Genomic DNA, 21,953 nt, shown 5'->3' with positions numbered 1-21,953 from the left:
CGCCAGGGACAGGCGCGCCGGGCCCCCTCCCGCCGATCCAATTCGCCGGCGCGTTAAACGGCGAAGCCCGCACCGGGCGGTGCGGGCTTCGCTGAAAGCCTGGCGGGGCGAAGTGGTTACTTCTTGCCGCCGAAGCCCTTGAAGCGTGCGTTGAAGCGCTCCACGCGGCCGGCGCTGTCCATGATGCGCTGCTTGCCGGTGTAGAACGGGTGGGACTCCGAGGAGATTTCAACCTCGATCAGCGGGTAGCTGTTGCCGTCTTCCCACTCCACCGTCCGCTTGGACGTCGCGGTGGACTTGGTCAGGAAGGAAACGCCGGAGGCCAGGTCGCGGAACACGACCGGGGCGTATGCCGGATGGATATCAGACTTCATAGTTGTACCTTTTCTACGCGCCCCTGGATTTTGCCAGCGGCTAGAAGGATGGAAAGATGGCAGCCCCATCAGGGCCAGCACACAACTCTACCGCATTCTGCGGGCTCACGTCGAAGTGACACGGCAGGCCCAGAACGCGACCGCGCTGGCGGCCGCAACGTTCAGGGAGTCCACTCCCGCACGCATGGGGATCATCACGGTCAGATCCACCCGGTCGAGCGTTTGCTCCCTCACGCCGGCGCCCTCGGTGCCCAGCACCAGCGCCAGCTTGTCGTAGCTGCGCCGTTCCAGCTCATCCAGGGCGATGGCGTCCTCGGTCAGCTCCAACGCCGCCGTTATGAACCCGGCGTCGCGGAGCGCGGCAACACCCTCCGGCCACTCCGGCAGCCGGGCCCACGGAATCTGGAAGACCGTGCCCATGGAGACCCGGATGCTGCGCCGGTACAACGGGTCGGCGCACTGTGGACTGAGCAGCACCGCGTCCATGCCCATGGCGGCGGCGGATCGGAAGATCGCGCCCACGTTGGTGTGGTCCACGATGTCCTCCAGCACTGCCACCCGGCGGGCACCGGCCAGCACGTCCTCGACGGGCAGCGGCGCGGGCCGGTGCATGGCGGCCATCGCGCCGCGGTGCAGGTGGAATCCGGTGATCGCCTCCAGCACCTCGGGCGTCCCGACGAACACGGGCACCTCGGGGAACCTGTCGATCACATCGCGCAGGTCGTCCAGCCACTTGTCGGTCAGGAAGAAAGACCGCGGGGCGTGGCCGGCGGCGATGGCGCGGCGCAGCACCTTGGAGCTTTCGGCGATGTACATCCCCTCGGCGGGCTCGCGGCGGCGGCGCAGCGCGGTGTCCGTCAGCTGCGCGTAGTCGGCCACCCGCGGATCGGCGGCGGAGTCCAGGCGCACCAGGTTCATGCGAAGAGGTTCCTGACCAGCACGAACAGCGCCACCAGGCCAAGGGTGACAATGATGCTGCGCAACACCACCGGCTTCAGCCGGCGTCCCACGGCGGAGCCAATCAGCGCACCGATCAGCGAACTGATGGCGATGACCAGCACCACCGGCCAGTCGATCCGGTCGAACGCGAAGAGCATGTAGGAGATGGCGGCGATGATGTTCACGCCCAGCACCAGCACGTTCTTCACCGCGTTGGCCTGCTGCAGGGTGCCGTGCAGGAAGACCCCGAGGATTCCCACCAGCAGCACGCCCTGCGCGGCCACGAAGTAGCCGCCGTAGACACCGGCGAAATAGACCAGCCCCAGCAGCAGCCACGGCCGCGGCCGGGTCCGGGCCTGCGCGGCCTGGCGGTCCCGCACCCAGGCCTGGAGCTTCGGTTGGAACACCACGAACAGCAGCGCCACCACGATCAGGAACGGGGCCGCCACGCCGAAGACTTCCTCCGGCAGGTGCAGCAGCAGCCAAGCGCCGGTGATCCCGCCCAGCAGTGAGGCCGGAAGCAGGATGGCCAGGGTGCGGCGCAGCCCGGCCAGTTCCCTCCGGTAGCCGTAGACGCCGCCCACATTGCCGGCGATCAGGCCCATCGCGTTCGAAATGGTCGCGGTCACCGGCGCATAGCCCAGCGCCACGAGAATGGGGAACGTGACCAGCGTGCCGGAGCCGACAATGCTGTTGATGGTGCCGGCCCACAGCCCGCCCAGCCCGATCAGGGCAGCGTTCAGCACATCCATGAGGCGGGCGCCGCCTAGGCGCGCTTGGCTACGGCAGTGTAGCGGCCGCCGTCGTGCTTCACGCTCAGCGGCATGTCGAAGGCGGTGCTCAGGTTCTCTTCGGTCAGCACCTCCGCGATGGGCCCCTGGGCCACCACCCCGCCCTCGCGCAGCAGCATGGCGTGGGTGAAGCCCGGCGGCACTTCCTCCAGGTGGTGGGTGACCAGCACCAGCGCCGGCGCGTCCTCGTCCCGGGCCAGTTCGCTCAGCCGCCGCACCAGATCCTCGCGGCCGGCCAGGTCCAGGCCGGCACCCGGCTCGTCCAGCAGCAGCAGTTCGGGATCGGACATCAGGGCCCGGGCAATCTGCACGCGCTTGCGTTCGCCCTCGCTCAGGGTGGCGAAGGTGCGGTTCATGAAGGTGGACATGCCCCAGGCGTCCAGCAGCCGGAAGGCCCGGCGCTCGTCCATCTTGTCGTACTGTTCGCGCCAGCGGCCGGTCACCCCGTAGGCGGCGGTGACCACCACATTGAGCACCTGCTCGTGCTCGGGGATCTGGCCCGCCAGCGCGGCGGAGGCCAGGCCGATCCGCGGCCGCAGCTCGAACACGTCGACCTTGCCCATGGTCTCGTCCAGGATCCCGGCGATCCCGCGGGTGGGATGCAGGCGTGCGCCGGCGATCTGCAGCAGCGTGGTCTTGCCCGCCCCGTTGGGGCCGAGCACTACCCAGCGCTCCCCCTCCTTGACCTGCCAGTCAATGCCGTCGAGCAGGGTTTTCCGCCCGCGGACAACAGTGACCCCGGCAAATTCAAGTACATCGCTCATATCAGTAGACAGTAGGCTAAAACGCGTAGTATTCGCCAAACGCGGCGCCGGAGCCTGCCATGATGGACCCGGCCCTCCCCCAAGCTTTGCGTAGAACGGAATCATCATGCCCTCGCTCCTCCGTGTCGTCTCCTACGGCCGGGAACTCCCCGACGCCTACCTCGCTGCCGTGCAGGCAGCGGTCACCGGAGCCGGCGGGAGCATCAGGGAGCTGGAGAACGCGGCCAACGACCGTTTCCAGGTCACCGTCCTGACGGTGGAGTACGACGGCGGTGCCTCCGACGGCGTCGCAGCCTTGCGGGCGGCGCTGGCCCCCGTCCTCACAGACGAGCTGGGCACGGCCGTGATGGACGCGTCGCTGGCCGGGCCGCAGCGCAAGCTGCTGCTCATGGACGTGGACTCCACGCTCATCCAGCAGGAGGTCATCGAACTGCTGGCCGAGCATGCGGGCAAGCGCGAGGAGGTGGCCGCCGTGACCGAGGCGGCGATGCGCGGTGAACTGGACTTCGCCCAGAGCCTGCACGCCCGGGTGGCCACCCTGAAGGACCTACCGCTCGACGTGATCGACCGTGTCCGTGCCGCGGTGCGGCTGACGGACGGCGCCCGGGAACTCGTGGAGGCCTTCCTGGCCGCCGGCCACGCGGTGGCCGTGGTCTCCGGCGGCTTCAGCCAGATCCTGGATCCGCTGGCCGCCGAGCTCAAGCTGACCTACCACCGGGCCAACCTGCTGGGCATCGACGCGGAGCTGCTGACCGGCACGGTGGACGGTGACGTGGTGGACCGGGCGGTGAAAGAGGCAGTGCTGCGCGAATGGGCCGCGGCTGAGGCGATCGACCTGGCCCAGACCATTGCCATCGGCGACGGCGCCAATGACCTGGACATGCTCGCGGCCGCCGGTCTCGGCGTGGCGTTCAACGCCAAGCCGGCGGTCCGGGCGGCCGCCGACGCCGCCATCAACATTCCCTACCTGGATGTGGCCCGCTACTTCGCCGGCGTCTGACACCGCCCGCGGAGTCTGACAACCGCCCGCGACGGGCGGACCCGCCATCCCGTGCCGGCCGGTTTCCGTGGGACGCGGACCCTACCGCAGGGCCACGTGCCGGAGTAGGGTCGGTTGAACCTTCCCGGACCGCGCCCGTGCTGCCGGCCTCCGGGCGGGGGTTCCCGGAACCTGCCGTGAAGGAGAACCAGCGATGGTCACGCATTCCACACCAACCGCCACCCTGGATCCGGACGCGGCCGAGACGTGCCGGCGTCTGGCGGCGCAGCTGCGGGTCGACTCCATCCGGGCCACCACCCGCGCCGGCTCCGGCCACGCCACCTCGTCGCTCTCGGCGGCCGACCTCATGGCGGTGCTCCTGGCGAACCACCTGCGCTATGACTGGCAGCGGCCGGAGCTCGCCGCGAACGACCACTTGGTGTTCTCCAAGGGGCATGCCTCGCCGCTGCTCTATGCCATGTTCCGGGCCGCCGGAGTGATCGATGAAACGGAGCTGCTCGATTCCTACCGACAGTTCGGCGGCCGGCTGCAGGGACATCCCACGCCGGCCCTGCCCTGGGTGGATGTGGCAACCGGCTCACTCGGCCAGGGGCTGCCCGTGGCCGTCGGCATCGCCCTGGCCGGCAAGTACCTGGACCGGCTTCCCTACCGGACATGGGTCCTCTGCGGGGACAGCGAGATGACCGAAGGATCCATGTGGGAGGCGCTGGACAAGGCCGCCTACTACCGGCTGGGAAACCTGACGGCGATCGTGGATGTGAACCGGCTGGGCCAGAACGGGCCGACCGCACTGGGCTGGGACCTGGACCGGTACTCCGCAAGGATCAGGGCTTTCGGCGCGCAGCCGCTGCCGATCGACGGCCATGACCTGGCCGCTATCGACGAAGCCTTCGCCACCGCGCGCGAGACCACCGACCGGCCCAGCGTCATCCTGGCCCGCACTGTCAAGGGCAAGGGCGTTCCCGCGGTGGAGGACAGGGACGGCTGGCACGGCAAGGCGCTGCCGGAGGACGTCGCCGCGACCGCCATCGAGGCACTGGGCGGCCCGACCAGGCTGCGGATCGCCCCGCTGCCGCCGGAACCCGGTGACCCGGCCATCACACCCAACCCCGCGGCCGCCGTCGCGCTGCCCGCCTACACGGCGGGCGATTCCGTCGCCACCCGGACCGCCTTCGGCGAGGCTCTGGCTGCCCTCGCCGCCCGGCCCGAGGTGGTGGTCCTGGACGGCGAGGTGGGCAACTCCACCAAGGCCGGGGAGTTCAGCAAAGCGGCGCCCGAGCGTTTCTTCGAGATGTTCATCTCCGAACAGCAGATGGTGGCGGCGGCGGCCGGACTCTCCGTGCGCGGGTATGTGCCGTTTGCCGCCAGTTTTGCAGCGTTCCTCGTCTCCCGCGGTTACGACTTCATCCGGATGGCCGGGGTATCCGAGGTGGACATCCGCCTGGTCGGCACCCATGCCGGCGTCGAAATCGGCCAGGACGGGCCGTCGCAGATGGCGCTCGAGGACCTGGCCGCGATGCGGGCGATCCACACCTCGACCGTCCTCTACCCCGCCGACGCGCCCTCGACCGCCGGTCTGGTCCGCGTCATGGCGGACACTTCCGGCATCTGCTACCTCCGGGCCACGCGGGGCGACTACCCCGTGCTGTACGGGGAGGGCGAAGAATTCCCCATCGGCGGGGCGAAGGTGCACCGGGCTACGGACCACGACGACGTCACCCTCGTCGGAGCGGGCGTCACCCTGCACGAATGCCTGGCCGCGGCCGCCCGGCTCGCCGACGACGGCATCGGCGCGCGGGTGGTCGATCTCTATTCGATCAAGCCCATCGACCACCAGACGCTGCTGGCGGCGTGCCGGGCCACGGGCGGCCGGATCATCACGGTGGAGGACCACTATCCCGAAGGCGGGCTCGGTTCGGCCGTGGCCGATTCCCTGACCCAGGCGCGGGTACCGGACCTCAAACTGGTCCGGCTGGCCGTCGACGGCTTGCCGACGTCCGGTGCGCCACAGGACCTGCTGGACCGGGCGGGCATCTCGGCGCGGCACATAGCCGCCGCGGCGCGCCGACTGGTCCGGGAGTAGTCGGGATCCTGCGGGCCCTTAGCCCTGCGCCTGCAGGAAGGACTCGGCCCCGCCCACGTATTCCGTGTGACCGGAGGGGACATCGGCGGTAACCATCTTGGCCACTTCCGCGCCGAACTCTTCCACCGAGTAGAGCTTGCCGGCCTCTGCGCGGCGGGCCTCGATCGCGCCGGGGCGGGCACGGTCCAGCAGCGTCGCGGTCACCGTGCCTTCGATCATGTCGCCGGACACGACCACCAGCGAGATGCCCTTGGCCTCCAGCTCCGGCAGCAGTTCGCGCAGCGCGTCTTCGCCGGCGCGCTTGCTCAGGGCCACCGGCTCATACTCCGGCATGGTCGGCACGGTACGGATGAAGTGGGCCTGATGGCTGGTGACGAACACCACCCGGGAGCCGGCCGGCATCGCCTCGGCCGCGGCCTTGAGCATGTTCACCTGCGCGTCGCGGTTCAGGCGCAGGGCATAGTCCTCGCCCATGCTGGACTCCATGCCGCCCGACGCGTTGAGCACCAGCACATCGACGCCGCCGAAGTTCTGCCTGGCGGCCTCGACCAGCGCCTCGGCCCCCTCTGCCGCGGTGAGGTCGGCGGCAACGGCGACGGCGCGGCCGCCGGCTTCCTCGATCTGCGCCACTACCTTGTTCGCGCGGGGTGCCTTCTGGCGGTAGTTGACCACCACCGACGCTCCCTCGGCGGCCAGGAGCTTGGCCACCTCCGCGCCGATGCCGCGCGATGATCCCGTTACGATTGCTGCTTTGCCGTCCAGTGCGCCCATGGCTGCTCCTCGAGGTTCTCAGTGGTGGTCCGGCCGGCGCGTTGTAGGAAACGCCCAACCGGAAAAGGCTTCGGGTTCCATCTTGCCAGTCCCCGAAGCCTTATCCGTTGTCGAGAGCCGACAAAACGCGGCCCGAACACCTGCCTGGGTTGCCTAGTGGCCCATTCCCAATCCGCCGTCCACCGGGATGACCGCGCCGGAGATGTAGGCGGCTTCGTCGCTGGCAATCCAGCGGACCACGTTCGCAACTTCTTCGGGTTCGGCGAAGCGGCCGGCCGGGATGGACGCCAGGTAGTTCTTCTGGGTGTCTTCCGGCAGGACGGCCGTCATTTCCGTGTTGACGAAGCCCGGGGCCACCACGTTGGCGGTGATGTTGCGCGATCCGAGCTCGCGGGTCAGCGACCGGGCGATGCCCACCAGGCCGGCCTTGGACGCGGCATAGTTGATCTGGCCGGGCGACCCGTAGAGGCCCACCACCGAGGAGATCAGCACCACGCGGCCCTTCCGCAGCCTGATCATGCCCTTGGAGGCCCGCTTGATCACCCGGAACGCACCGGACAGGTTGGTATCCACCACGCTGGTGAAGTCTTCTTCGCTCATCCGCAGCAGCAGCATGTCGCGCGTGACGCCCGCATTCGCGACCAGGACCTCCACGGGACCGTGGGCAGCCTCGACCTCGGTGAAGGCAGCGTCCACGGACCCGGCATCGGTCACATCGGCCTTCACACCCAGGAGTCCGTCGGGAACCTCGCCGCTGCGGTAGGTGATCGCCACCTTGTCCCCGTTCGCTTCGAAGGCCCGGGCAATCGCCAGCCCGATTCCCCTGTTGCCGCCGGTGACCAGCACGCTGCGGCCGGGCTGCTGTTCGTTGCTCACTCTTACCTCCATCACGCTGCTGTTTTCCTATGGAATCCTAGCCCGGGATATCCGCCGCCCGGTCATCGTCGCGCGGCTTTAGACATTCCGGCCATCGTGGGAGAATTGATACAGCCCTGATGGAGTGTGATGAGCAAGCAGCCTGACGAGAAGCCGGAAGTCCTGAGCATTACGGACGTCCCCGAAAGCCATACCGATGAGATGCACCGGCGCATGGTCCAGTACACGCTCGCCATGGGTATCCGGCTGGCCTGTTTGCTGCTCTTCTTCTTCATCGACAGCTGGTTCCGCTGGTTCTTCGTGGGCGGCGCCGTTTTCCTGCCGTGGATCGCCGTGATCATCGCCAATGGCGGCAGCGACAAATCGAACCTGCAGCACAGCACCGCCCTGCTGGACCAGGCGCCGCAGCCGGAGTTGGAGGCCCCCTCCGCCCGGGCGGGAGACGCAGGGGCCGACCCGGACGAAGTCCTCACCGGCGAACTGATCGACGACGCCGGGCAGGGACCGGACGGCAGCCCCGGCCCGTCCTCCCCGCCCGTCCGCCCCGCCTCCGACTGGTCGGAGCCGCAGGGCCCGGCCGCGACGGCGGCCGACGCTCCCGCCCCAGAGAACGTTCCTGCGCCCGACGGCAACCAGGTTGACGACCAGCCATCCGCGTTTCTCGGAAACCTGAGCCCCGTCACCAAGCGGCGCCGGCGGAAGGCGGCCGCGTGAACCTCCTAGACCAACTCGGCGGCGGGCTGGCGGCCGACTCCCCCGTCTGCTCGCGCAAGGGCTGCCGTCAGGCCGCGCAGTGGCAGCTGCTGTGGAACAACCCGAAAATCCATACCCCCGAGCGCCGCAAGATCTGGCTGGCGTGCGGCGGACACCGGGAGTGGCTGCAGGACTATCTCATCCAGCGCAGCCTCTGGCGCGAAACGCTCCCCTTGGAAGGTGCCTGAATGTCCTACCGATTCCTGCTCAGCGGCAAGTGGCTGGGCTGGCTGCTGATCGTTGCCCTGCTGGCCGCGGTGTGCGTGCTGCTGGGCAACTGGCAGATGGACCGCCGGGACCAGGCCCGCAACGTCATCGCAGCGGTGGAGAACAATTACGACGCCGATCCGGTGCCGTTCAGCGAGGTGCCGGACATCTTCGCCAGCGCCGATGACGCGGTGGAATGGACGCCGGTGGTCCTCGCCGGCGAGTACGACGACGCCGGGCAGCGGATCGTGCGCAACCGCCCGCTGAACGGCCGGCCTGGCTACGAGGTACTTGTCCCGCTGCGCCTCGAGGACGGCAGCGCCGTGGTGATCAACCGGGGCTGGCTCCCGATCGGCAACCACCAGGCCGGCCATCCGGACACCATTCCCGCCGCCCCGGAAGGCGACGTCACCGTCGTCGCGCGGGTCAAGCCAGGCGAAGGCCCGGTCAGCCGCGGGGCCCCGGACGGCCAGCTCGCGTCCATTAACCTGGACGCCTATGCGGCCGAGCTGGGGTACCCGGTGCATACGGGCAGCTACGGCCTGATGGCGGCGGAATCCCCCGCCGCGGCCGTACAGCCCGTGCAGATCCCCAAACCGGCCATCGACGAAGGACCGCACCTGTCGTACTCGATGCAGTGGTACGCCTTCGGTGTGCTCTTGTTTGTCGGCTACGGCTATGCCGCCCGCCAGCAGGCGCACCACAGCCGGTACGCGGAGGAAGAGGAGGCGCTGAGCGGATACCACCAGGCCAATCCGGCGCCGCGCGCCGCTGCCCCGAAACGCCGGAGCAAGCGGCCGACGGCCGAAGAAGAGGAAGACGCCCTGCTGGACGCCCAGGGGTTCCGCACCGACGGCACCCTGCTCAGCCGCGACGACTGAACTGCAGCGCCGTCTATAACCGAAATTGCACGGCGCTTAGACACCTCGCTCGTTCCTCGCTCGGCGATGCGCGCCTAGGCAATTTCGATTGCGACGGCGCTGTGCCCGGCATCAGGCCAGCGTCACCAGGTCCAGGTAGTCCTCATTCCAGAGGTCCTCGACGCCGTCCGGCAGCAACACGACGCGCTCCGGGTTCAGTGCCGCCACCGCCCCTTCGTCGTGGCTCACCATAACGACGGCGCCGCTGTAGTTGCGCAGTGCGCCCAGGATTTCCGCCCGGCTGGCGGGGTCCAGGTTGTTGGTCGGCTCATCCAGCAGCAGCACATTGGCCGACGACGCCACGATGGTGGCCAGGGCGAGCCTGGTCTTTTCGCCGCCGGACAACACGCCCGCGGGCTTGTTCACGTCGTCCCCGGAGAACAAGAAGGAACCGAGGATGTTCCGCACCTCGGCATCCTGCAGGTCGGGGGCGGCCGAGCGCATGTTCTCCAGCACGGTCCGGTCCACGTCCAGGGTTTCGTGTTCCTGGGCGTAGTAGCCGATCTTCAGTCCGTGGCCGGGCAGCACATCGCCGGTGTCGGGGGTGTCCACCCCGGCCAGCATGCGCAGCAGCGTGGTCTTGCCGGCGCCGTTCAGGCCCAAAATCACCACGCGGGAGCCGCGGTCGATGGCCAGGTCCACATCCGTGAAGATCTCCAACGAGCCGTAGGACTTGCTCAGGCCTTCGGCGGTGAGCGGAGTCTTGCCGCAGGGTGCGGGATCGGGGAAGCGCAGCGCCGCCACCTTGTCCTGTGCGCGCACCTCGTCCAGGCCGCTGAGCAGGCGTTCGGCGCGCTTGGCCATGTTTTGGGCCGCCACCGCCTTGGTGGCCTTGGCGCGCATCTTGTTCGCCTGGTCCATGAGGACCTGGGCCTTTTTTTCGGCGTTGGCGCGCTCACGCTTGCGGGCCCGCTCGTCGGTCTCGCGCTGGGACAGGTAGCGCTTCCAGTTCATGTTGTAGATGTCGATGGTGGCGCGGTTGGCGTCCAGGTGGAAGACCTTGTTGACGGTCGCTTCCAGCAGCCCGGTGTCGTGGCTGATCACGATGAGGCCGCCCTGGTGGTTTTTCAGGAACTCGCGCAGCCAGCTGATCGAGTCGGCGTCGAGGTGGTTGGTCGGCTCGTCGAGGAGCATGGTGTCGGCACCCGAATACAGAATCCGGGCCAGCTCGACGCGGCGGCGCTGGCCGCCGGACAGCGTCCGCAGGGGCTGGTTCAGGATCCGCTCCGGCAGGGCCAGGTTGGAGGAGATGGCGGCCGCCTCGGCCTCGGCGGCGTAACCGCCGCCGGAGATGAACTCGGCCTCCAGCCGGTCGTAGCGGCGCATCGCCTTGGCCTGGACGTCGGCGTCGGTGCTGGCCATGTCCGACTGCGTTTCCCGCAGCTTGCGGGTCACCACGTCGAGGCCCCGCACCGAGAGGATCCGGTCGCGGGCCAGCTGTTCCATGTCGGGGGTGCGCGGGTCCTGGGGCAGGTAACCGATTTCACCAGTGCGCACCACGGTCCCGGCGGCAGGCATGCCTTCTCCGGCGAGGACGCGGGTCAGCGTGGTCTTGCCGGCGCCGTTGCGGCCCACCAGCCCCACCTTGTCGCCCTTGTCCACACGGAAGGACACCGCCTCCATGAGCAGACGGGCCCCGGCACGCAGCTCAAGATCGTTGACGGTAATCACAGTGGAAGCCTTTCGAAGGGGTGCGGGAGGGATGCCCGGGCGCCGTCCAGACGGGACGGGCGGAAATCAACCTTTCCAGTCTACCGGCAACCCAAGCCGTCCCCACCCCTCCGCCCCGCTCTGATCGGACGGTTATCCTTGGCGAATGAGTTTCTCCCGCGGCTCCCAGTTGGATACGTCACAGGTTCAGGACCGCCGCGGCGGCCTGGGCGGCAAGATCGCCATCGGCGGCGGCGGCCTCCTCGTCCTCATTGCCAGCCTCCTGGGCGTTTCGCCCGAAGTGCTGGAAGGCTTCGGCCTGGGCGCCGGCCAGGAACAGCAGCAGCCGGGTGGTTCGGCCCTGCAGGAAGAATGCCGCACCGGCGCCGACGCCAACGAGCGCACCGACTGCCGCATCGTGGGGGCCGTCAACAGCCTCAACGATTTCTGGGCCGGCTATCTCCCCCGCTACAACATGCGGTACCCGGCCCCGCAGACCGTCCTGTTCGACGGCGGCGTCAGCACCGGCTGCGGCAGGGCCAGCAGCGCGGTGGGCCCGTTCTACTGTCCATCCGACCAGACCGCGTATTTCGACACCTCCTTCTTCACCGAACTGACCACCCGCTTCGGCGCCAGCGGCGGGCCGCTGGCCGAGGAATACGTGGTGGCGCACGAGTTCGGGCACCACATCCAGAACCTCACCGGTGCCATCGACTACGCCCGACAGGATCCCCAGGGACCCGAATCCGGCGCAGTCCGGGTGGAACCTCAGGCGGACTGCTATGCCGGGGTGTGGGCCGGCAACGCCACCGAGCAGATCGACGAACGGACCGGGGAACCCTTCATGCAGCCGCTGACCCAGCGGGACCTGCAGGACGCCCTCTCCGCCGCGGCCGCCGTCGGCGACGACCGCATCCAGCAAGCCGCCGCGGGGCAGGTCAACCCCCACACCTGGACGCACGGCTCCAGCGAGCAGCGGCAGCGCTGGTTCCTGCACGGCTACCGGACCGGCGACGCCGGCCGGTGCGATACGTTCTCGGCCCCGGACCTCGACCGACCCGCCTGACGCAGGTGCGAAGGCTGCAGGTCCCGGACGCAGCCCGCGAAGGCTACAGGTCCCGTGGATCCACGGGGTCCGCCTCCCGGATGCCCGCGGCAAACGGCGGTGCACCCCCGGAGACCCCGGCCGGCGGGGTGCCCCCGGAGGTCCCGGCCCTGCCCTCGGCGGGATCCCCGGGCCCGAATCCCGGAAGATATCCGTCGGGCTCGCGGCCCATCGTCGTGTCCAGCAGCAGGAACACCATGCCCGCCCCCAGCCAGACCAGGATCAGGCCGATGCCCGTCATCAGCAACTCCCCCGGCCCCGCCGTCCCGGGGCTGTACGGCAGCCAACCCGTCGCGGCACCCCTGATGCCCGTCCAGAGCAGCCAGAAACCGGGGAAGGCCAGCCCGACCGTCACGGCGCCGGCGCCGATGCGGGGCCGCGGACCAAAGATGAGCCAGCCGGTCACGACGACGACGGGCAGCACGTAATGCAGGAGCCGGTCCGCCATCACCCAGGCAGCGGTCAGCCCGGCGGCTTCGGGAAAGCCTCGGAACGGGGTGAACTGGGCCAGGAAGACCAGCAGCATGGCCGCCAGGGTGGCGGCCCGGGCTGCCCGCCAGAGCCGTCCCCCGGCCGTGGTCGAATCCATCAGCAGCGTCAGGCTCACCACAAAAACGAGCAGCGCGGCCTGCACCCCCGGGGCGCTGGCGTAGTTCCACCAGGCATGCGCGGCGTCGGCGCCATAGCCGGGCGCCGCCGGCACGGCTGTGATGCCGACGGCGAGGCCCACGACGGCCAGCAGGGCGGTCAGGCCGTGGTAGGCGGCGGCGACGTGGACCTCGTCATAGCGTCCCCGCCGCCGCTTCGTTGCCGCACTCGACGCACTCATGACCCGATCCTAGCCCGCGGGACGGCGTCAAGACAGGAGCGGACCGGCCACCCGAAGGTGACCGGCCCGCTGTCGATTCGTCGAATCAGATATTGAAGCCGAGGGCGCGCATCTGGTCGCGGCCGTCGTCGGTGATCCGCTCCGGACCCCACGGCGGCATCCATACCCAGTTGAGGCGCCACTCGTCCACCACGCCGTCCAGCGCCTGGCCGGTCTGCTCCTCGAGGACGTCGGTGAGCGGGCAGGCGGCGGTGGTCAGCGTCATGTCGATGAGCAGGGCACCGTCGTCGGCGTACTTCAGCCCGTACAGCAGGCCGAGGTCCACGATGTTGACGCCCAGCTCAGGGTCGATGACGTCCTTGAGCGCTTCCTCGACGTCCTCCAGGGACGTCTGCGGGGCATTGGCTTCTGTCATGATCAGGCCTTCGCTGCTGTCAGGTAGCGGTCGTAGCCCTCTTCTTCGAGACGGTCGGCCAGTTCGGGGCCGCCCTCTTCAGCGATGTGGCCATCCACGAAGACGTGCACGAAGTCGGGCTTGATGTAGCGCAGGATACGCGTGTAGTGGGTGATGAGCAGGGTGCCCATCGCGCCGCCGGCATGCACGCGGTTGTGGCCTTCGGAGACCACCTTGAGCGCATCCACGTCCAGGCCGGAGTCGGTTTCGTCCATGATGGCGAACTTGGGCTTGAACAGTTCGAGCTGGAGGATCTCCACGCGCTTCTTCTCGCCGCCGGAGAAGCCCTCGTTCACGTTGCGCTGGGCGAAGTCTGCGTCGATGCGCAGCTGGCTCATCGCTTCCTTGACGTCCTTGGTCCAGGTACGCAGCTTCGGGGCCTCGCCGTCGAGGGCGGTCTTGGCGGTCCGCAGGAAGTTGGTCATGGTCACGCCGGGCACCTCGACCGGGTACTGCATGGCCAGGAAAAGGCCGGCGCGGGCGCGCTCGTCAACGCTCATGGCCAGCACATCTTCGCCGTCCATGGTGATGGAGCCGGAGTCGACGTTGTAGCGCGGGTGTCCGGCGATGGTGGCCGCCAGGGTGGACTTGCCGGAACCGTTCGGGCCCATGATGGCGTGGATCTCGCCGGTGTTGATCGTCAGGGACACGCCCTTGAGGATCTGCTTGCTGCCCTGCTCGGTGTCGATGCTGACGTGCAGGTCCTTGATTTCAAGAGTAGACATCTGTCTGCTTTCTCCTTTGCGCCCGGTGCGGGCGGGCGCCGTTCACGTGATGGAAGTTTTTAGTTGAGGTCCGGGGCAGGCGCCCCGTTGAGGACGTTCGTGACGTCTACGTAGACACTGTCGCCATCGAGCGCCAGCGCGAACACCGGGACGGGTTCGAACGCCGGCAGGCTCAGCGGCTCGCCGGTGCGCAAATCGAACTGGGAACCGTGGCCCCAGCATTCGATCGCGCAGCCTTCGACGTCGCCTTCGGAGAGGGAGACGTCCGCGTGCGAACAGGTGTCCCCGATGGCGTGGAGCTCGCCCTCGGAGTCCCTGACGATGGCTACCGGGTAGTCATCGATCAGGATGCGCACTGCCTGGTTGACCTGTATGTCGGAGGCCTGGCACACCAGTTCGCCGCGCGGCGTCCCGCTCATCAGAGGTTGCCCGCCTCGAGTTCCCGCTCGAGCGCCGCATTGAGGCGCTCTTCGAGGGCGGGCACCCGGATCTGCTGAATGACCTCGTTGAGGAACCCGCGGACCACCAGGCGGCGGGCGACGTCCTGCGGGATGCCGCGCGCCATCAGGTAGAACAGGTGCTCGTCGTCGAAGCGGCCGGTGGTGCTGGCGTGGCCGGCGCCTTCGATCAGGCCGGTCTCGATTTCGAGGTTCGGCACCGAGTCGGCGCGCGCGCCGTCGGTCAGCACCAGGTTCCGGTTTGCCTCGTAGCTGTCGGTGCCCTCGGCTTCCTTGCGGATCAGCACGTCGCCCACCCAGACGGTGTGCGCGTTCTTGCCCTGCAGGGCGCCCTTGTACAGCACCCGCGACTTGCAGTTCGGCACCGCGTGGTCCACGAACAGGCGGTGTTCAAGGTGCTGTCCGGCGTCGGCGAAGTAGAGGCCGTACATTTCCACATCGCCGCCGGTGGCGGTGAACCGGGTGGACGGCGTGACGCGGACGAGGTCGCCGCCCAGGCTGACGGTCACGTGCTTGAACTTCGCGTCGCGGCCCACGCGGGCCTGCTGCGAGGAGGCGTGAACGGCGTCGTCGGCCCATTCCTGCACCGAGACGACGGTGAGGTCGGCGCCGTCCTGCACGTCGATCTCCACGTTCTGCGAGACCGTGGCGCTGCCCTTGTGATCCAGCACGACGACGGCCTTGGAGAACTTTTCGGCCACGATGACCAGGTGCTGCGCGGACAGCTCGGTGCTGTTGCCTTCCACCACCACGGCGACGCCGGAGTCCAGTTGGGCCTCGGCCGGGATGGTCACCACTGTCGCTTCGCGGAAGGCCTCCCAGGCGGCGGCCGAGACGCGGTCCTCGGGGATGCCGGCGACGCCGATGCGGGCATCGGCGCGGCCCACGGTCTCGACCAGGACGCCGGCCGGCAGCTCGGCGCCTTCGGGGCCGGTGACGGTGACCGCCGGGCCGGTACCGGTCAGCGCGTCGCTCTGCAGGCCGCGCAGGCGCTTGAGCGGGGTAAACCGCCAGTCTTCTTCGCGTCCGGTGAGCGGGCCGAAGTCTTCCGCCTTGTATGAGGTCAGGCGGCCGGCGCGGGAGCTGTCCGGAACACCGACGCCGCCTCCGTGGCTGTGGCTCTTGGCGCTGTCGCCGGCCAGCGGGCCTGCGGCAGCGTTGGCCGGGGAGAGATTTTCGCCTTCCTCCGTGAATCCGTCGATGGCCGGAGCACCGATGCGTGCCTTCTCAGTGATCTCAGTCATTAACCTACGGATCCTTCCATCTGCAGTTCAATCAAGCGGTTCAGCTCGAGGGCGTATTCCATCGGCAGCTCGCGGGCGATCGGTTCGATGAAACCGCGCACGATCATGGCCATTGCTTCGTCTTCGGCCAGGCCGCGCGTCATCAGGTAGAACAGCTGCTCTTCGCTGACCCGGGACACGGTCGCCTCGTGGCCCATGGTGACGTCGTCCTCGCGGACGTCGATGTACGGGTACGTGTCCGAGCGCGAGATGGTATCCACCAGCAGGGCGTCGCAGACCACGCTGTTCTTGGTGTTCTTCGCGCCCTCGCGCACCTGGACCAGGCCGCGGTAGGCCGAGCGGCCGCCGCCGCGGGCCACGGACTTGGCCACGATCGCGCTGGACGTGTTCGGCGCAATGTGGACCATTTTCGAGCCGGTGTCCTGGTGCTGGCCCGCACCGGCGAAGGCGATGGACAGCGTTTCGCCCTTGGCGTGCTCACCGGTGAGGTAGACCGCCGGGTACTTCATGGTGACCTTGGAGCCGATGTTGCCGTCGACCCACTCCATGGTGGCGCCCTCGTGGGCGATGGCCCGCTTGGTCACCAGGTTGTACACGTTGTTCGACCAGTTCTGAATCGTCGTGTACCGGACGCGCGCGCCCTTCTTCACGATGATCTCGACGACGGCGGAGTGCAGCGAGTCCGAGCTGTAGATCGGCGCCGTGCAGCCCTCGATGTAATGTACGTAGGAGTCTTCGTCGGCGATGATCAGCGTGCGCTCGAACTGGCCCATGTTCTCGGTGTTGATCCGGAAGTAGGCCTGCAGCGGGATATCGACGTGGACGCCCTTGGGGACGTAGACGAAGGAGCCGCCGGACCAGACGGCGGTGTTCAGCGAGGCGAACTTGTTGTCGCCCACCGGGATGACCGAGCCGAAGTACTCCTGGAAGATCTCCGGGTGTTCCTTCAGGCCGGTGTCGGTGTCCAGGAAGATGACGCCCTGGGCTTCCAGGTCTTCGCGCAGCTGGTGGTAGACGACCTCGGACTCGTACTGGGCCGCGACGCCGGAAACCAGGCGCTCACGCTCGGCCTCGGGGATGCCCAGCTTTTCGTAGGTGACCCGGATGTCCTCGGGCAGGTCCTCCCACGTCTTGGCCTGCTTCTCCGTGGACCGGACAAAGTACTTGATGTTGTCGAAGTCGATGCCGGACAGGTCGGCGCCCCAGGTGGGCATCGGCTTGCGGTCGAAGTACTTCAGGCCCTTCAAACGCAGGTCCAGCATCCACTGCGGCTCGCCCTTCTTGGCGGAGATGTCGCGGACCACTTCTTCATTCAGACCGCGGCGGGCGTTGGCGCCGGCGGTGTCGGCGTCGGCCCAGCCGTATTCGTAGGTCCCGATGCCATGCAGCTCGGGGTTCTTTTCCAGGATTTCGGAAATGGTGGTGTCGGCTACATCGGTCGTCCCGACCGCGTTCCTCATGCTCTGATCCACTTGGTCCGTCATCACGGCCTCTCTTGCAGATTGATGGATACTCGTCTCGTGCCTGTCGCCGGTTCGACGGGTCGAACCGCAGACCTTGTTCGACCCACCGGGATGTGGGTCGTACACACATGTCCCCCGCTGGCCAGCGTGGACAGTCGCCTGACATCCACCCCGAGCAGCCGGGAGAAAACTTCGGTTTCGCTGTCGCAGAAGTCCGGGAAATCTGCTGCCAGCTGCTGCACCGGGCAGTGCCCCTGGCACAGCTGAACGGCCAGCATGGTGCTGTGCGGCGCCTGGGTTCCCACCACGTTGGTGGACCCGACAAAGCCGTCGGCGCTCAGCGCCTCCGCCAGCGCCTTGGCCCGCTCTTCAATTCCGGGCCCTGCCGCCTCCACCACCGGGCGGTAGCGTTCTTCCATGTCCCGGTAGCGGTTCCGCGCGAACTCGGCGACCGCCTCGCGGCCGGCAGCCTCGCCCAGGGCCGCCAATGCGGTTCGCGCAATATCCAGGTAGTCGTTGCCGAGGCGCGTCTGGCCCTGCCGGCTCAGCACGTACTTGCGGGCCGGGCGACCGGCACCGGTGGCAGAATTCGCGGTGAGCTTGACCTCGATCAGGCCCTTGCGGGACAGGGCATCCAGATGGCGCCGCACGGCCGCGGGGGTGAAGCCCAGTATCTCGCCGAGCCCGGCGGCACTGACGGGTCCGTGTTCCAAAACGGCATTCAACACCCGGTCCCGGGTCCGCTCCTCGGACTCCGGTGCCTGGGCACGCAAAGAAGCACTACTGGTCATGGAATACACAACACAATCATGACGTATTCTATTCCGCGCTACCAGTAAGGCAGGCCTTAGCGGAGCGTGCTCTGCGTCGACCGCTCTACGTCCCGTAGAATGTTCGGGTGCCTACCTCCGAACCCTGCCTGGATATCCAGGGACTCGTGAAAGATCTGGGACCGGTGGAGGCCCTGGACAACAAGATGATCCGCGTGATCGACGGGGTCCACCTGCGCGCCTACCCCGGGCAGGTCACGGCCTTGCTCGGGCCCAACGGCGCGGGCAAGACCACCACCTTAGCCTGCGCGCAGGGCCTCATGCGCCCCAACGGCGGCACCGTTCGGCTGCTCGGCCAGGATCCCTACCAGGCGGGAGCGGAGCTGCGCAGCCGGGTGGGCGTCATGCTGCAGGAAGGCGGCCTGCCGCAGGCCATCCGGCCGCTGGCCCTGCTTCAGCATGTTGCCGGGATGTACCGGGACCCCCGCAGCGTGGACGAGCTGGCGGAGCGGCTGGGCATCAACGGCTTCGCCAACACACCCATCCGCAGGCTCTCCGGCGGTCAAAAGCAGCGGGTCGCGCTGGCCGCCGCCCTGGTCGGCGATCCGGAGGTCCTCTTCCTGGACGAACCGAGCGCGGGCCTGGATCCGCAGTCCCGGGCCGTGGTGTTCGACCTGATCCAGGAACTGCGGGCCGAGGGGCTGGGCATCATCCTCACCACGCACCTCATGGACGACGCCCAGCGGCTGGCCGACTACGTCTTCATCATCGATGCCGGCAGGACCGTGGTGCACGGCACGGTGGCCGAACTCACGGCGGCCACGGACGAGAGCGCCGGCGTCGAACGCCTGCTGACGTTCGATGCCGCCCCGGGCCTGTCCTTCGCCCTGCCCGAGCCGTTCGCCGCCGTCGAAAACGTTCCCGGCCGTTACATGGTGGCCGGCCACATAACCCCCGCGCTGCTGGCCGCCCTGGCGGCGGAGTGGGCGGCCCACAATGTCATGCCGGCCTCCATCCACATGGCACCGCGCTCACTGGAAGATGTCTTCCTCGATATTTCCGGGAAGGACCTGCGATGAGCGCGCCCGCCGCCTTGATCCGCCGGATCGCCCTGCAGGGCCGCTACGAGACGTTGGGCATGCTGCGCAACGGCGAGCAGTTGCTGATCGCCATCATCCTGCCGCTCCTGGCGCTCATCGGCCTGACCGTCACGCCGCTGCTGGACACCTTTACGGACGACAGGATCGCCATGGCCGCCCCGGGCGTCCTGGCCTTGTGCACGGTATCCACGGCCCTGACCGGCCAGGGAATCGCCACCGGCTTCGACCGCCGCTACGGGGTTCTCCGCTTTCTGTCCACCACGCCGTTGGGACAGAGCGGCCTGATCCTGGGAAAGATCCTCGCCGTGCTGGCCATCATGGTCATCCAGGTGGTGGTGGTGGGCGGGACAGCCCTCGTCTTCCTCGGATGGCAGCCCGCGCTCGGCGGCCTCCTGCCGGCGGCCGCGCAACTGGTGCTCGGTGCCGCGGCTTTCACCTCGCTGGGCCTTTTGATCGCCGGTACTGTCCGGCCGGAAGCCACGCTGGCGATCACCAACCTGCTGTGGGTGCTGTTGGCGGCGGCCGGGGGTATCCTCTTTCCGGTGGCCAGTTGGCCCGACGTTTTCGAGCCGGCCGCCCACGTGCTGCCCTCGACGGCCTTGGGCGACGCCCTGCGCAGCGCCCTGATCGACGCGCAGTTCAATCTCACCGCCTCAATCGTGCTGCTGGCCTGGACCGTAGTGGCCAGCCTTGCCGCCATCCGCTGGTTCAAATGGAGCTAAGTCAATGACCACCGCCACCCCGAAGTACCGCGACCTCAAGGATCGGCTGCCCGTCTCGGTCACTCGAACCGTGCACGGGCTGGCCATCGCCTCGCTGGCATCGCAGATGGGCATCATCATCACCGGCGGCGCCGTGCGGCTGACCAAGTCCGGCCTGGGCTGCTCCGAGTGGCCCAACTGCGTGCCCGGTTCGATGACGCCGACGCCGGAGATGGGCATCCACGGGCTGATCGAATTCGGCAACCGCACGCTGACGTTCATCCTGGTCATTATCGCCGTGGCCATGCTCGTGTCGCTGTGGCGGATGCGCCGTTCGCACCGCACCCTGTTCGGCCTGGCGGTGGCCCTGCTGTGCGTCATTCCGGTGCAGGCCCTGATCGGCGGCATCACCGTGTGGACCGACCTTAACCCGTGGGTGGTGAGCCTGCACTTCCTGGCCTCGGCGGCACTCGTGGCCGTGGCCACGCTGCTGGTGAACCGCACCGGCATGTACCTGCGCGGCCGCTCCGCCGTGGCCGTCGCTCCGGTCCCGCGCATCCAGGCAACCCTGGGCTGGACCATCGCCGCTACCTCCGCTGCCTCCATCGTGCTGGGCACGATCGTGACCGGCACCGGCCCGCATGCCGGCGACGCCAGTGCCCCGCGGCACGACTTCAGCGCCGACCTGGTCACGCGGATCCACGTGGTGCCGGTCTACCTGCTGGTCGCGGCGATAGTGCTGGCGCTGGTGCTCGCCTACCGCCGCGCCACCTCCCCGCAACTGCGCACCGCCCTTTGGTGGCTGGCCGCCGTGGTCGTGCTGCAAGGCGGCATCGGTTACCTCCAGCACTTCACCGGCCTGCCCGTCGGCCTCGTGCTGCTGCACATGCTCGGGTCGGCCCTGCTGACCGTCGCGGCCACGAACGTCTGGGACCGTTCGACGGGCAAGTTCCCGCTCTAGTCCGGCCGTTCCGGCGGGCAAGTTACCGCCCCAATCCGCCCGGTTCGGCGGGGCCGGCGCTACTGTCCTGCCGGCGCCCGGTCAGCCGGGCGGAACGCCTCGATATCCTCCAGGAGGCGCGCGAGTTCGCGGCGGCTGCTCCCGGGCAATGGGTGCAGCGGCAGCCGCGGATCGCCCGCATCGATCCCGGCGGCCCTCGCCAGCGAGTAGAGATTGCTGAGCGGGCGCAACGACGCGAAATAGGCCATGAGGGGAGCCAACGCGGCCCGTGCCGCGGCGGCGGTTTCCTTATCGCCGGCCACCACGGCGTCGCGCAACACCCGGTAATGCGCCGGCAACACGGCGATCGGCCCGCCGTGCCAGGCGTCGGCCGCGAAGCCGGCGTCGGCGATCAGCGCGTCGCCGCTCATGCCGTGGCTGAAGTCGCCGGCCCCGACCGGCAGCAGGCCGCGGAGTTCTTCATATCGGCCGCGGAATACTTCGGCGGAGGGTGCCGATTCTTTCACGGCCACGATGTTGGGTTCCGCGGCCAGCTCGGCCACGAGCTCCAGGCTGAAGCTGAACTGCGTGGTGCGGGGATTGCTGTACAGGCAAACGGGGAGACCGGACCGGCGGGCAGCCGCAACACACTGGGCCGCCACTTCCTCGTCCGTCAGGGGATAGTAGGACACTGTGGAGACCAGGAGGCCGTCGGCACCGGCCGCGTTGGCGTCGTCGATGTTCTGCAGGAGTTCACGGGTGCCCACCGCGCTCACGCCGACGCACACCGGCAGCCCAGGCCGGACCGCCTTAACCGCCTCCACCGCCGCCGTGACGACATCCCGTCGTTCCGCGCGGTCCAGATACGCGAAGTTGCCCGAACTGCCCAGCACCGTGATCGCGTCGACGGGCGCCTCGCTCACGGCCGCGATATGGCGGATCAGCTCCGGAAGGTTGACGCCGCCGTCGTGATGGAAGGGGGTCACCGGATAGGCAATCAGGCCGCGGAAGGGATTCATGCCGCAATCTTAGGGCA

General features: G+C 68.5%; 24 protein-coding genes. 9 read left to right on the top strand and 15 right to left on the bottom strand.

Annotated elements, in window-relative coordinates:
• Nucleotides 1-116: 116 nt before the first annotated feature.
• The 4 genes from AC5RVV_RS01450 to AC5RVV_RS01435 all read right to left on the bottom strand — a co-directional run bounded on the left by AC5RVV_RS01450 (nt 117) and on the right by AC5RVV_RS01435 (nt 2,868).
• On the bottom strand, nt 117-374 hold the full coding sequence (locus tag AC5RVV_RS01450) for a type B 50S ribosomal protein L31 (protein ID WP_493978504.1): 258 nt from the start codon (nt 372-374) through the stop codon (nt 117-119).
• Between the two features lie 105 nt (nt 375-479).
• Nucleotides 480-1,292, bottom strand: a complete 813-nt coding sequence (locus AC5RVV_RS01445; RefSeq protein ID WP_493999669.1) for a TrmH family RNA methyltransferase — start codon at nt 1,290-1,292, stop codon at nt 480-482.
• Nucleotides 1,289-2,065, bottom strand: a complete 777-nt coding sequence (locus AC5RVV_RS01440) for a sulfite exporter TauE/SafE family protein (RefSeq protein ID WP_493999668.1) — start codon at nt 2,063-2,065, stop codon at nt 1,289-1,291. The genes AC5RVV_RS01445 and AC5RVV_RS01440 overlap by 4 nt, the downstream gene beginning before the upstream one ends.
• A 14-nt stretch (nt 2,066-2,079) precedes the next feature.
• Nucleotides 2,080-2,868, bottom strand: coding sequence for an ABC transporter ATP-binding protein (locus tag AC5RVV_RS01435; RefSeq protein WP_493999667.1), 789 nt, complete (start codon nt 2,866-2,868; stop codon nt 2,080-2,082).
• A gap of 106 nt (nt 2,869-2,974) precedes the next feature.
• On the opposite strand from AC5RVV_RS01435, the gene serB reads away from it, so the two are divergent.
• Both serB and AC5RVV_RS01425 read left to right on the top strand, forming a co-directional pair.
• Nucleotides 2,975-3,868 carry a phosphoserine phosphatase SerB gene (gene serB, locus AC5RVV_RS01430; RefSeq protein ID WP_493999666.1) on the top strand — a complete coding sequence of 298 codons (894 nt, stop codon included), beginning with the start codon at nt 2,975-2,977 and terminating at the stop codon, nt 3,866-3,868.
• A gap of 193 nt (nt 3,869-4,061) precedes the next feature.
• Nucleotides 4,062-5,951, top strand: coding sequence for a transketolase (locus tag AC5RVV_RS01425; protein WP_493999665.1), 1,890 nt, complete (start codon nt 4,062-4,064; stop codon nt 5,949-5,951).
• Nucleotides 5,952-5,969: 18 nt separating this feature from the next.
• On the opposite strand, the gene AC5RVV_RS01420 is transcribed toward AC5RVV_RS01425, so the two are convergent.
• Together AC5RVV_RS01420 and AC5RVV_RS01415 are read right to left on the bottom strand one after the other, a co-directional pair.
• Nucleotides 5,970-6,722, bottom strand: coding sequence for an SDR family oxidoreductase (locus AC5RVV_RS01420; protein ID WP_493999664.1), 753 nt, complete (start codon nt 6,720-6,722; stop codon nt 5,970-5,972).
• A 153-nt stretch (nt 6,723-6,875) separates the two neighbouring features.
• Nucleotides 6,876-7,610 carry a beta-ketoacyl-ACP reductase gene (locus AC5RVV_RS01415; protein ID WP_494001253.1) on the bottom strand — a complete coding sequence of 245 codons (735 nt, stop codon included), beginning with the start codon at nt 7,608-7,610 and terminating at the stop codon, nt 6,876-6,878.
• Between the two features lie 117 nt (nt 7,611-7,727).
• Here AC5RVV_RS01415 and AC5RVV_RS01410 point away from each other — a divergent pair, with 117 nt between their 5' ends.
• Genes AC5RVV_RS01410 through AC5RVV_RS01400 form a run of 3 tightly spaced genes read left to right on the top strand, consistent with a single transcriptional unit; the run spans nt 7,728 to nt 9,439 of the window.
• Nucleotides 7,728-8,312, top strand: coding sequence for a DUF3099 domain-containing protein (locus AC5RVV_RS01410; RefSeq protein WP_493999663.1), 585 nt, complete (start codon nt 7,728-7,730; stop codon nt 8,310-8,312).
• On the top strand, nt 8,309-8,539 hold the full coding sequence (locus tag AC5RVV_RS01405) for a hypothetical protein (RefSeq protein ID WP_493999662.1): 231 nt from the start codon (nt 8,309-8,311) through the stop codon (nt 8,537-8,539). Before AC5RVV_RS01410 ends, AC5RVV_RS01405 begins: the two co-directional genes overlap by 4 nt.
• A complete protein-coding gene (locus tag AC5RVV_RS01400; RefSeq protein WP_493999661.1) occupies nt 8,540-9,439 on the top strand; it encodes an SURF1 family cytochrome oxidase biogenesis protein in 900 nt (299 codons plus the stop codon). It abuts the gene before it with no gap.
• A 111-nt stretch (nt 9,440-9,550) separates the two neighbouring features.
• Here AC5RVV_RS01400 and abc-f read toward each other — a convergent pair whose 3' ends face one another.
• Complete coding sequence (abc-f, locus tag AC5RVV_RS01395) at nt 9,551-11,149, bottom strand: ribosomal protection-like ABC-F family protein (protein WP_493999660.1); 1,599 nt, start codon at nt 11,147-11,149, stop codon at nt 9,551-9,553.
• A gap of 145 nt (nt 11,150-11,294) precedes the next feature.
• Between abc-f and ypfJ the strand changes: the two genes are divergently transcribed.
• Nucleotides 11,295-12,194: a KPN_02809 family neutral zinc metallopeptidase gene (ypfJ, locus tag AC5RVV_RS01390; RefSeq protein ID WP_493999659.1), complete on the top strand. Its 900-nt coding sequence runs from the start codon at nt 11,295-11,297 to the stop codon at nt 12,192-12,194.
• Between the two features lie 43 nt (nt 12,195-12,237).
• On the opposite strand, the gene AC5RVV_RS01385 is transcribed toward ypfJ, so the two are convergent.
• The 7 genes from AC5RVV_RS01385 to AC5RVV_RS01355 form a co-directional block, all read right to left on the bottom strand.
• Nucleotides 12,238-13,062: a Pr6Pr family membrane protein gene (locus tag AC5RVV_RS01385; RefSeq protein ID WP_493999658.1), complete on the bottom strand. Its 825-nt coding sequence runs from the start codon at nt 13,060-13,062 to the stop codon at nt 12,238-12,240.
• 85 nt (nt 13,063-13,147) lie between these two features.
• On the bottom strand, nt 13,148-13,477 hold the full coding sequence (locus AC5RVV_RS01380; RefSeq protein ID WP_493999657.1) for a metal-sulfur cluster assembly factor: 330 nt from the start codon (nt 13,475-13,477) through the stop codon (nt 13,148-13,150).
• A gap of 2 nt (nt 13,478-13,479) precedes the next feature.
• Complete coding sequence (sufC, locus tag AC5RVV_RS01375) at nt 13,480-14,241, bottom strand: Fe-S cluster assembly ATPase SufC (RefSeq protein WP_493999656.1); 762 nt, start codon at nt 14,239-14,241, stop codon at nt 13,480-13,482.
• 59 nt (nt 14,242-14,300) lie between these two features.
• On the bottom strand, nt 14,301-14,660 hold the full coding sequence (locus AC5RVV_RS01370) for a non-heme iron oxygenase ferredoxin subunit (protein WP_493999655.1): 360 nt from the start codon (nt 14,658-14,660) through the stop codon (nt 14,301-14,303).
• Entirely contained in the window at nt 14,660-15,943 is a 1,284-nt protein-coding gene (gene sufD / locus AC5RVV_RS01365; RefSeq protein ID WP_493999654.1) for a Fe-S cluster assembly protein SufD, read from the bottom strand. Before sufD ends, AC5RVV_RS01370 begins: the two co-directional genes overlap by 1 nt.
• On the bottom strand, nt 15,943-17,427 hold the full coding sequence (gene sufB / locus AC5RVV_RS01360; protein ID WP_493999653.1) for a Fe-S cluster assembly protein SufB: 1,485 nt from the start codon (nt 17,425-17,427) through the stop codon (nt 15,943-15,945). Before sufB ends, sufD begins: the two co-directional genes overlap by 1 nt.
• Nucleotides 17,427-18,197 carry a helix-turn-helix transcriptional regulator gene (locus AC5RVV_RS01355; protein ID WP_493999652.1) on the bottom strand — a complete coding sequence of 257 codons (771 nt, stop codon included), beginning with the start codon at nt 18,195-18,197 and terminating at the stop codon, nt 17,427-17,429. The genes sufB and AC5RVV_RS01355 overlap by 1 nt, the downstream gene beginning before the upstream one ends.
• A gap of 107 nt (nt 18,198-18,304) precedes the next feature.
• Between AC5RVV_RS01355 and AC5RVV_RS01350 the strand changes: the two genes are divergently transcribed.
• The 3 genes from AC5RVV_RS01350 to AC5RVV_RS01340 are packed head-to-tail and all read left to right on the top strand — an operon-like array spanning nt 18,305 to nt 20,938.
• On the top strand, nt 18,305-19,255 hold the full coding sequence (locus tag AC5RVV_RS01350) for an ABC transporter ATP-binding protein (RefSeq protein WP_493999651.1): 951 nt from the start codon (nt 18,305-18,307) through the stop codon (nt 19,253-19,255).
• Nucleotides 19,252-19,998: an ABC transporter permease gene (locus AC5RVV_RS01345; RefSeq protein WP_493999650.1), complete on the top strand. Its 747-nt coding sequence runs from the start codon at nt 19,252-19,254 to the stop codon at nt 19,996-19,998. Before AC5RVV_RS01350 ends, AC5RVV_RS01345 begins: the two co-directional genes overlap by 4 nt.
• A 4-nt stretch (nt 19,999-20,002) precedes the next feature.
• Nucleotides 20,003-20,938, top strand: a complete 936-nt coding sequence (locus AC5RVV_RS01340) for a COX15/CtaA family protein (protein WP_493999649.1) — start codon at nt 20,003-20,005, stop codon at nt 20,936-20,938.
• 59 nt (nt 20,939-20,997) lie between these two features.
• Here the strand turns inward: AC5RVV_RS01340 and AC5RVV_RS01335 are convergent, their stop codons facing one another.
• Nucleotides 20,998-21,936 carry a dihydrodipicolinate synthase family protein gene (locus AC5RVV_RS01335; RefSeq protein ID WP_493999648.1) on the bottom strand — a complete coding sequence of 313 codons (939 nt, stop codon included), beginning with the start codon at nt 21,934-21,936 and terminating at the stop codon, nt 20,998-21,000.
• Nucleotides 21,937-21,953: the final 17 nt, after the last annotated feature.

Source organism: Arthrobacter sp. MDT2-34-1 (genome assembly GCF_059091365.1).
The sequence above is the reverse complement of the archived record's forward strand: the minus strand, read 5'-3'. Positions and strand labels throughout refer to the sequence as shown.

Bases quoted from the DNA above. Each gene is read 5' to 3' on its own strand.
- AC5RVV_RS01450 (WP_493978504.1), bottom strand. From the start codon at position 374: ATGAAGTCTGATATCCATCCGGCATACGCCCCGGTCGTGTTCCGCGAC.
- AC5RVV_RS01445 (WP_493999669.1), bottom strand. From the start codon at position 1,292: ATGAACCTGGTGCGCCTGGACTCCGCCGCCGATCCGCGGGTGGCCGAC.
- AC5RVV_RS01440 (WP_493999668.1), bottom strand. From the start codon at position 2,065: ATGGATGTGCTGAACGCTGCCCTGATCGGGCTGGGCGGGCTGTGGGCC.
- AC5RVV_RS01435 (WP_493999667.1), bottom strand. From the start codon at position 2,868: ATGAGCGATGTACTTGAATTTGCCGGGGTCACTGTTGTCCGCGGGCGG.
- serB (WP_493999666.1), top strand. From the start codon at position 2,975: ATGCCCTCGCTCCTCCGTGTCGTCTCCTACGGCCGGGAACTCCCCGAC.
- AC5RVV_RS01425 (WP_493999665.1), top strand. From the start codon at position 4,062: ATGGTCACGCATTCCACACCAACCGCCACCCTGGATCCGGACGCGGCC.
- AC5RVV_RS01420 (WP_493999664.1), bottom strand. From the start codon at position 6,722: ATGGGCGCACTGGACGGCAAAGCAGCAATCGTAACGGGATCATCGCGC.
- AC5RVV_RS01415 (WP_494001253.1), bottom strand. From the start codon at position 7,610: ATGGAGGTAAGAGTGAGCAACGAACAGCAGCCCGGCCGCAGCGTGCTG.
- AC5RVV_RS01410 (WP_493999663.1), top strand. From the start codon at position 7,728: ATGAGCAAGCAGCCTGACGAGAAGCCGGAAGTCCTGAGCATTACGGAC.
- AC5RVV_RS01400 (WP_493999661.1), top strand. From the start codon at position 8,540: ATGTCCTACCGATTCCTGCTCAGCGGCAAGTGGCTGGGCTGGCTGCTG.
- ypfJ (WP_493999659.1), top strand. From the start codon at position 11,295: ATGAGTTTCTCCCGCGGCTCCCAGTTGGATACGTCACAGGTTCAGGAC.
- AC5RVV_RS01385 (WP_493999658.1), bottom strand. From the start codon at position 13,062: ATGAGTGCGTCGAGTGCGGCAACGAAGCGGCGGCGGGGACGCTATGAC.
- AC5RVV_RS01380 (WP_493999657.1), bottom strand. From the start codon at position 13,477: ATGACAGAAGCCAATGCCCCGCAGACGTCCCTGGAGGACGTCGAGGAA.
- sufC (WP_493999656.1), bottom strand. From the start codon at position 14,241: ATGTCTACTCTTGAAATCAAGGACCTGCACGTCAGCATCGACACCGAG.
- AC5RVV_RS01370 (WP_493999655.1), bottom strand. From the start codon at position 14,660: ATGAGCGGGACGCCGCGCGGCGAACTGGTGTGCCAGGCCTCCGACATA.
- sufD (WP_493999654.1), bottom strand. From the start codon at position 15,943: ATGACTGAGATCACTGAGAAGGCACGCATCGGTGCTCCGGCCATCGAC.
- sufB (WP_493999653.1), bottom strand. From the start codon at position 17,427: ATGACGGACCAAGTGGATCAGAGCATGAGGAACGCGGTCGGGACGACC.
- AC5RVV_RS01355 (WP_493999652.1), bottom strand. From the start codon at position 18,197: ATGACCAGTAGTGCTTCTTTGCGTGCCCAGGCACCGGAGTCCGAGGAG.
- AC5RVV_RS01345 (WP_493999650.1), top strand. From the start codon at position 19,252: ATGAGCGCGCCCGCCGCCTTGATCCGCCGGATCGCCCTGCAGGGCCGC.
- AC5RVV_RS01340 (WP_493999649.1), top strand. From the start codon at position 20,003: ATGACCACCGCCACCCCGAAGTACCGCGACCTCAAGGATCGGCTGCCC.
- AC5RVV_RS01335 (WP_493999648.1), bottom strand. From the start codon at position 21,936: ATGAATCCCTTCCGCGGCCTGATTGCCTATCCGGTGACCCCCTTCCAT.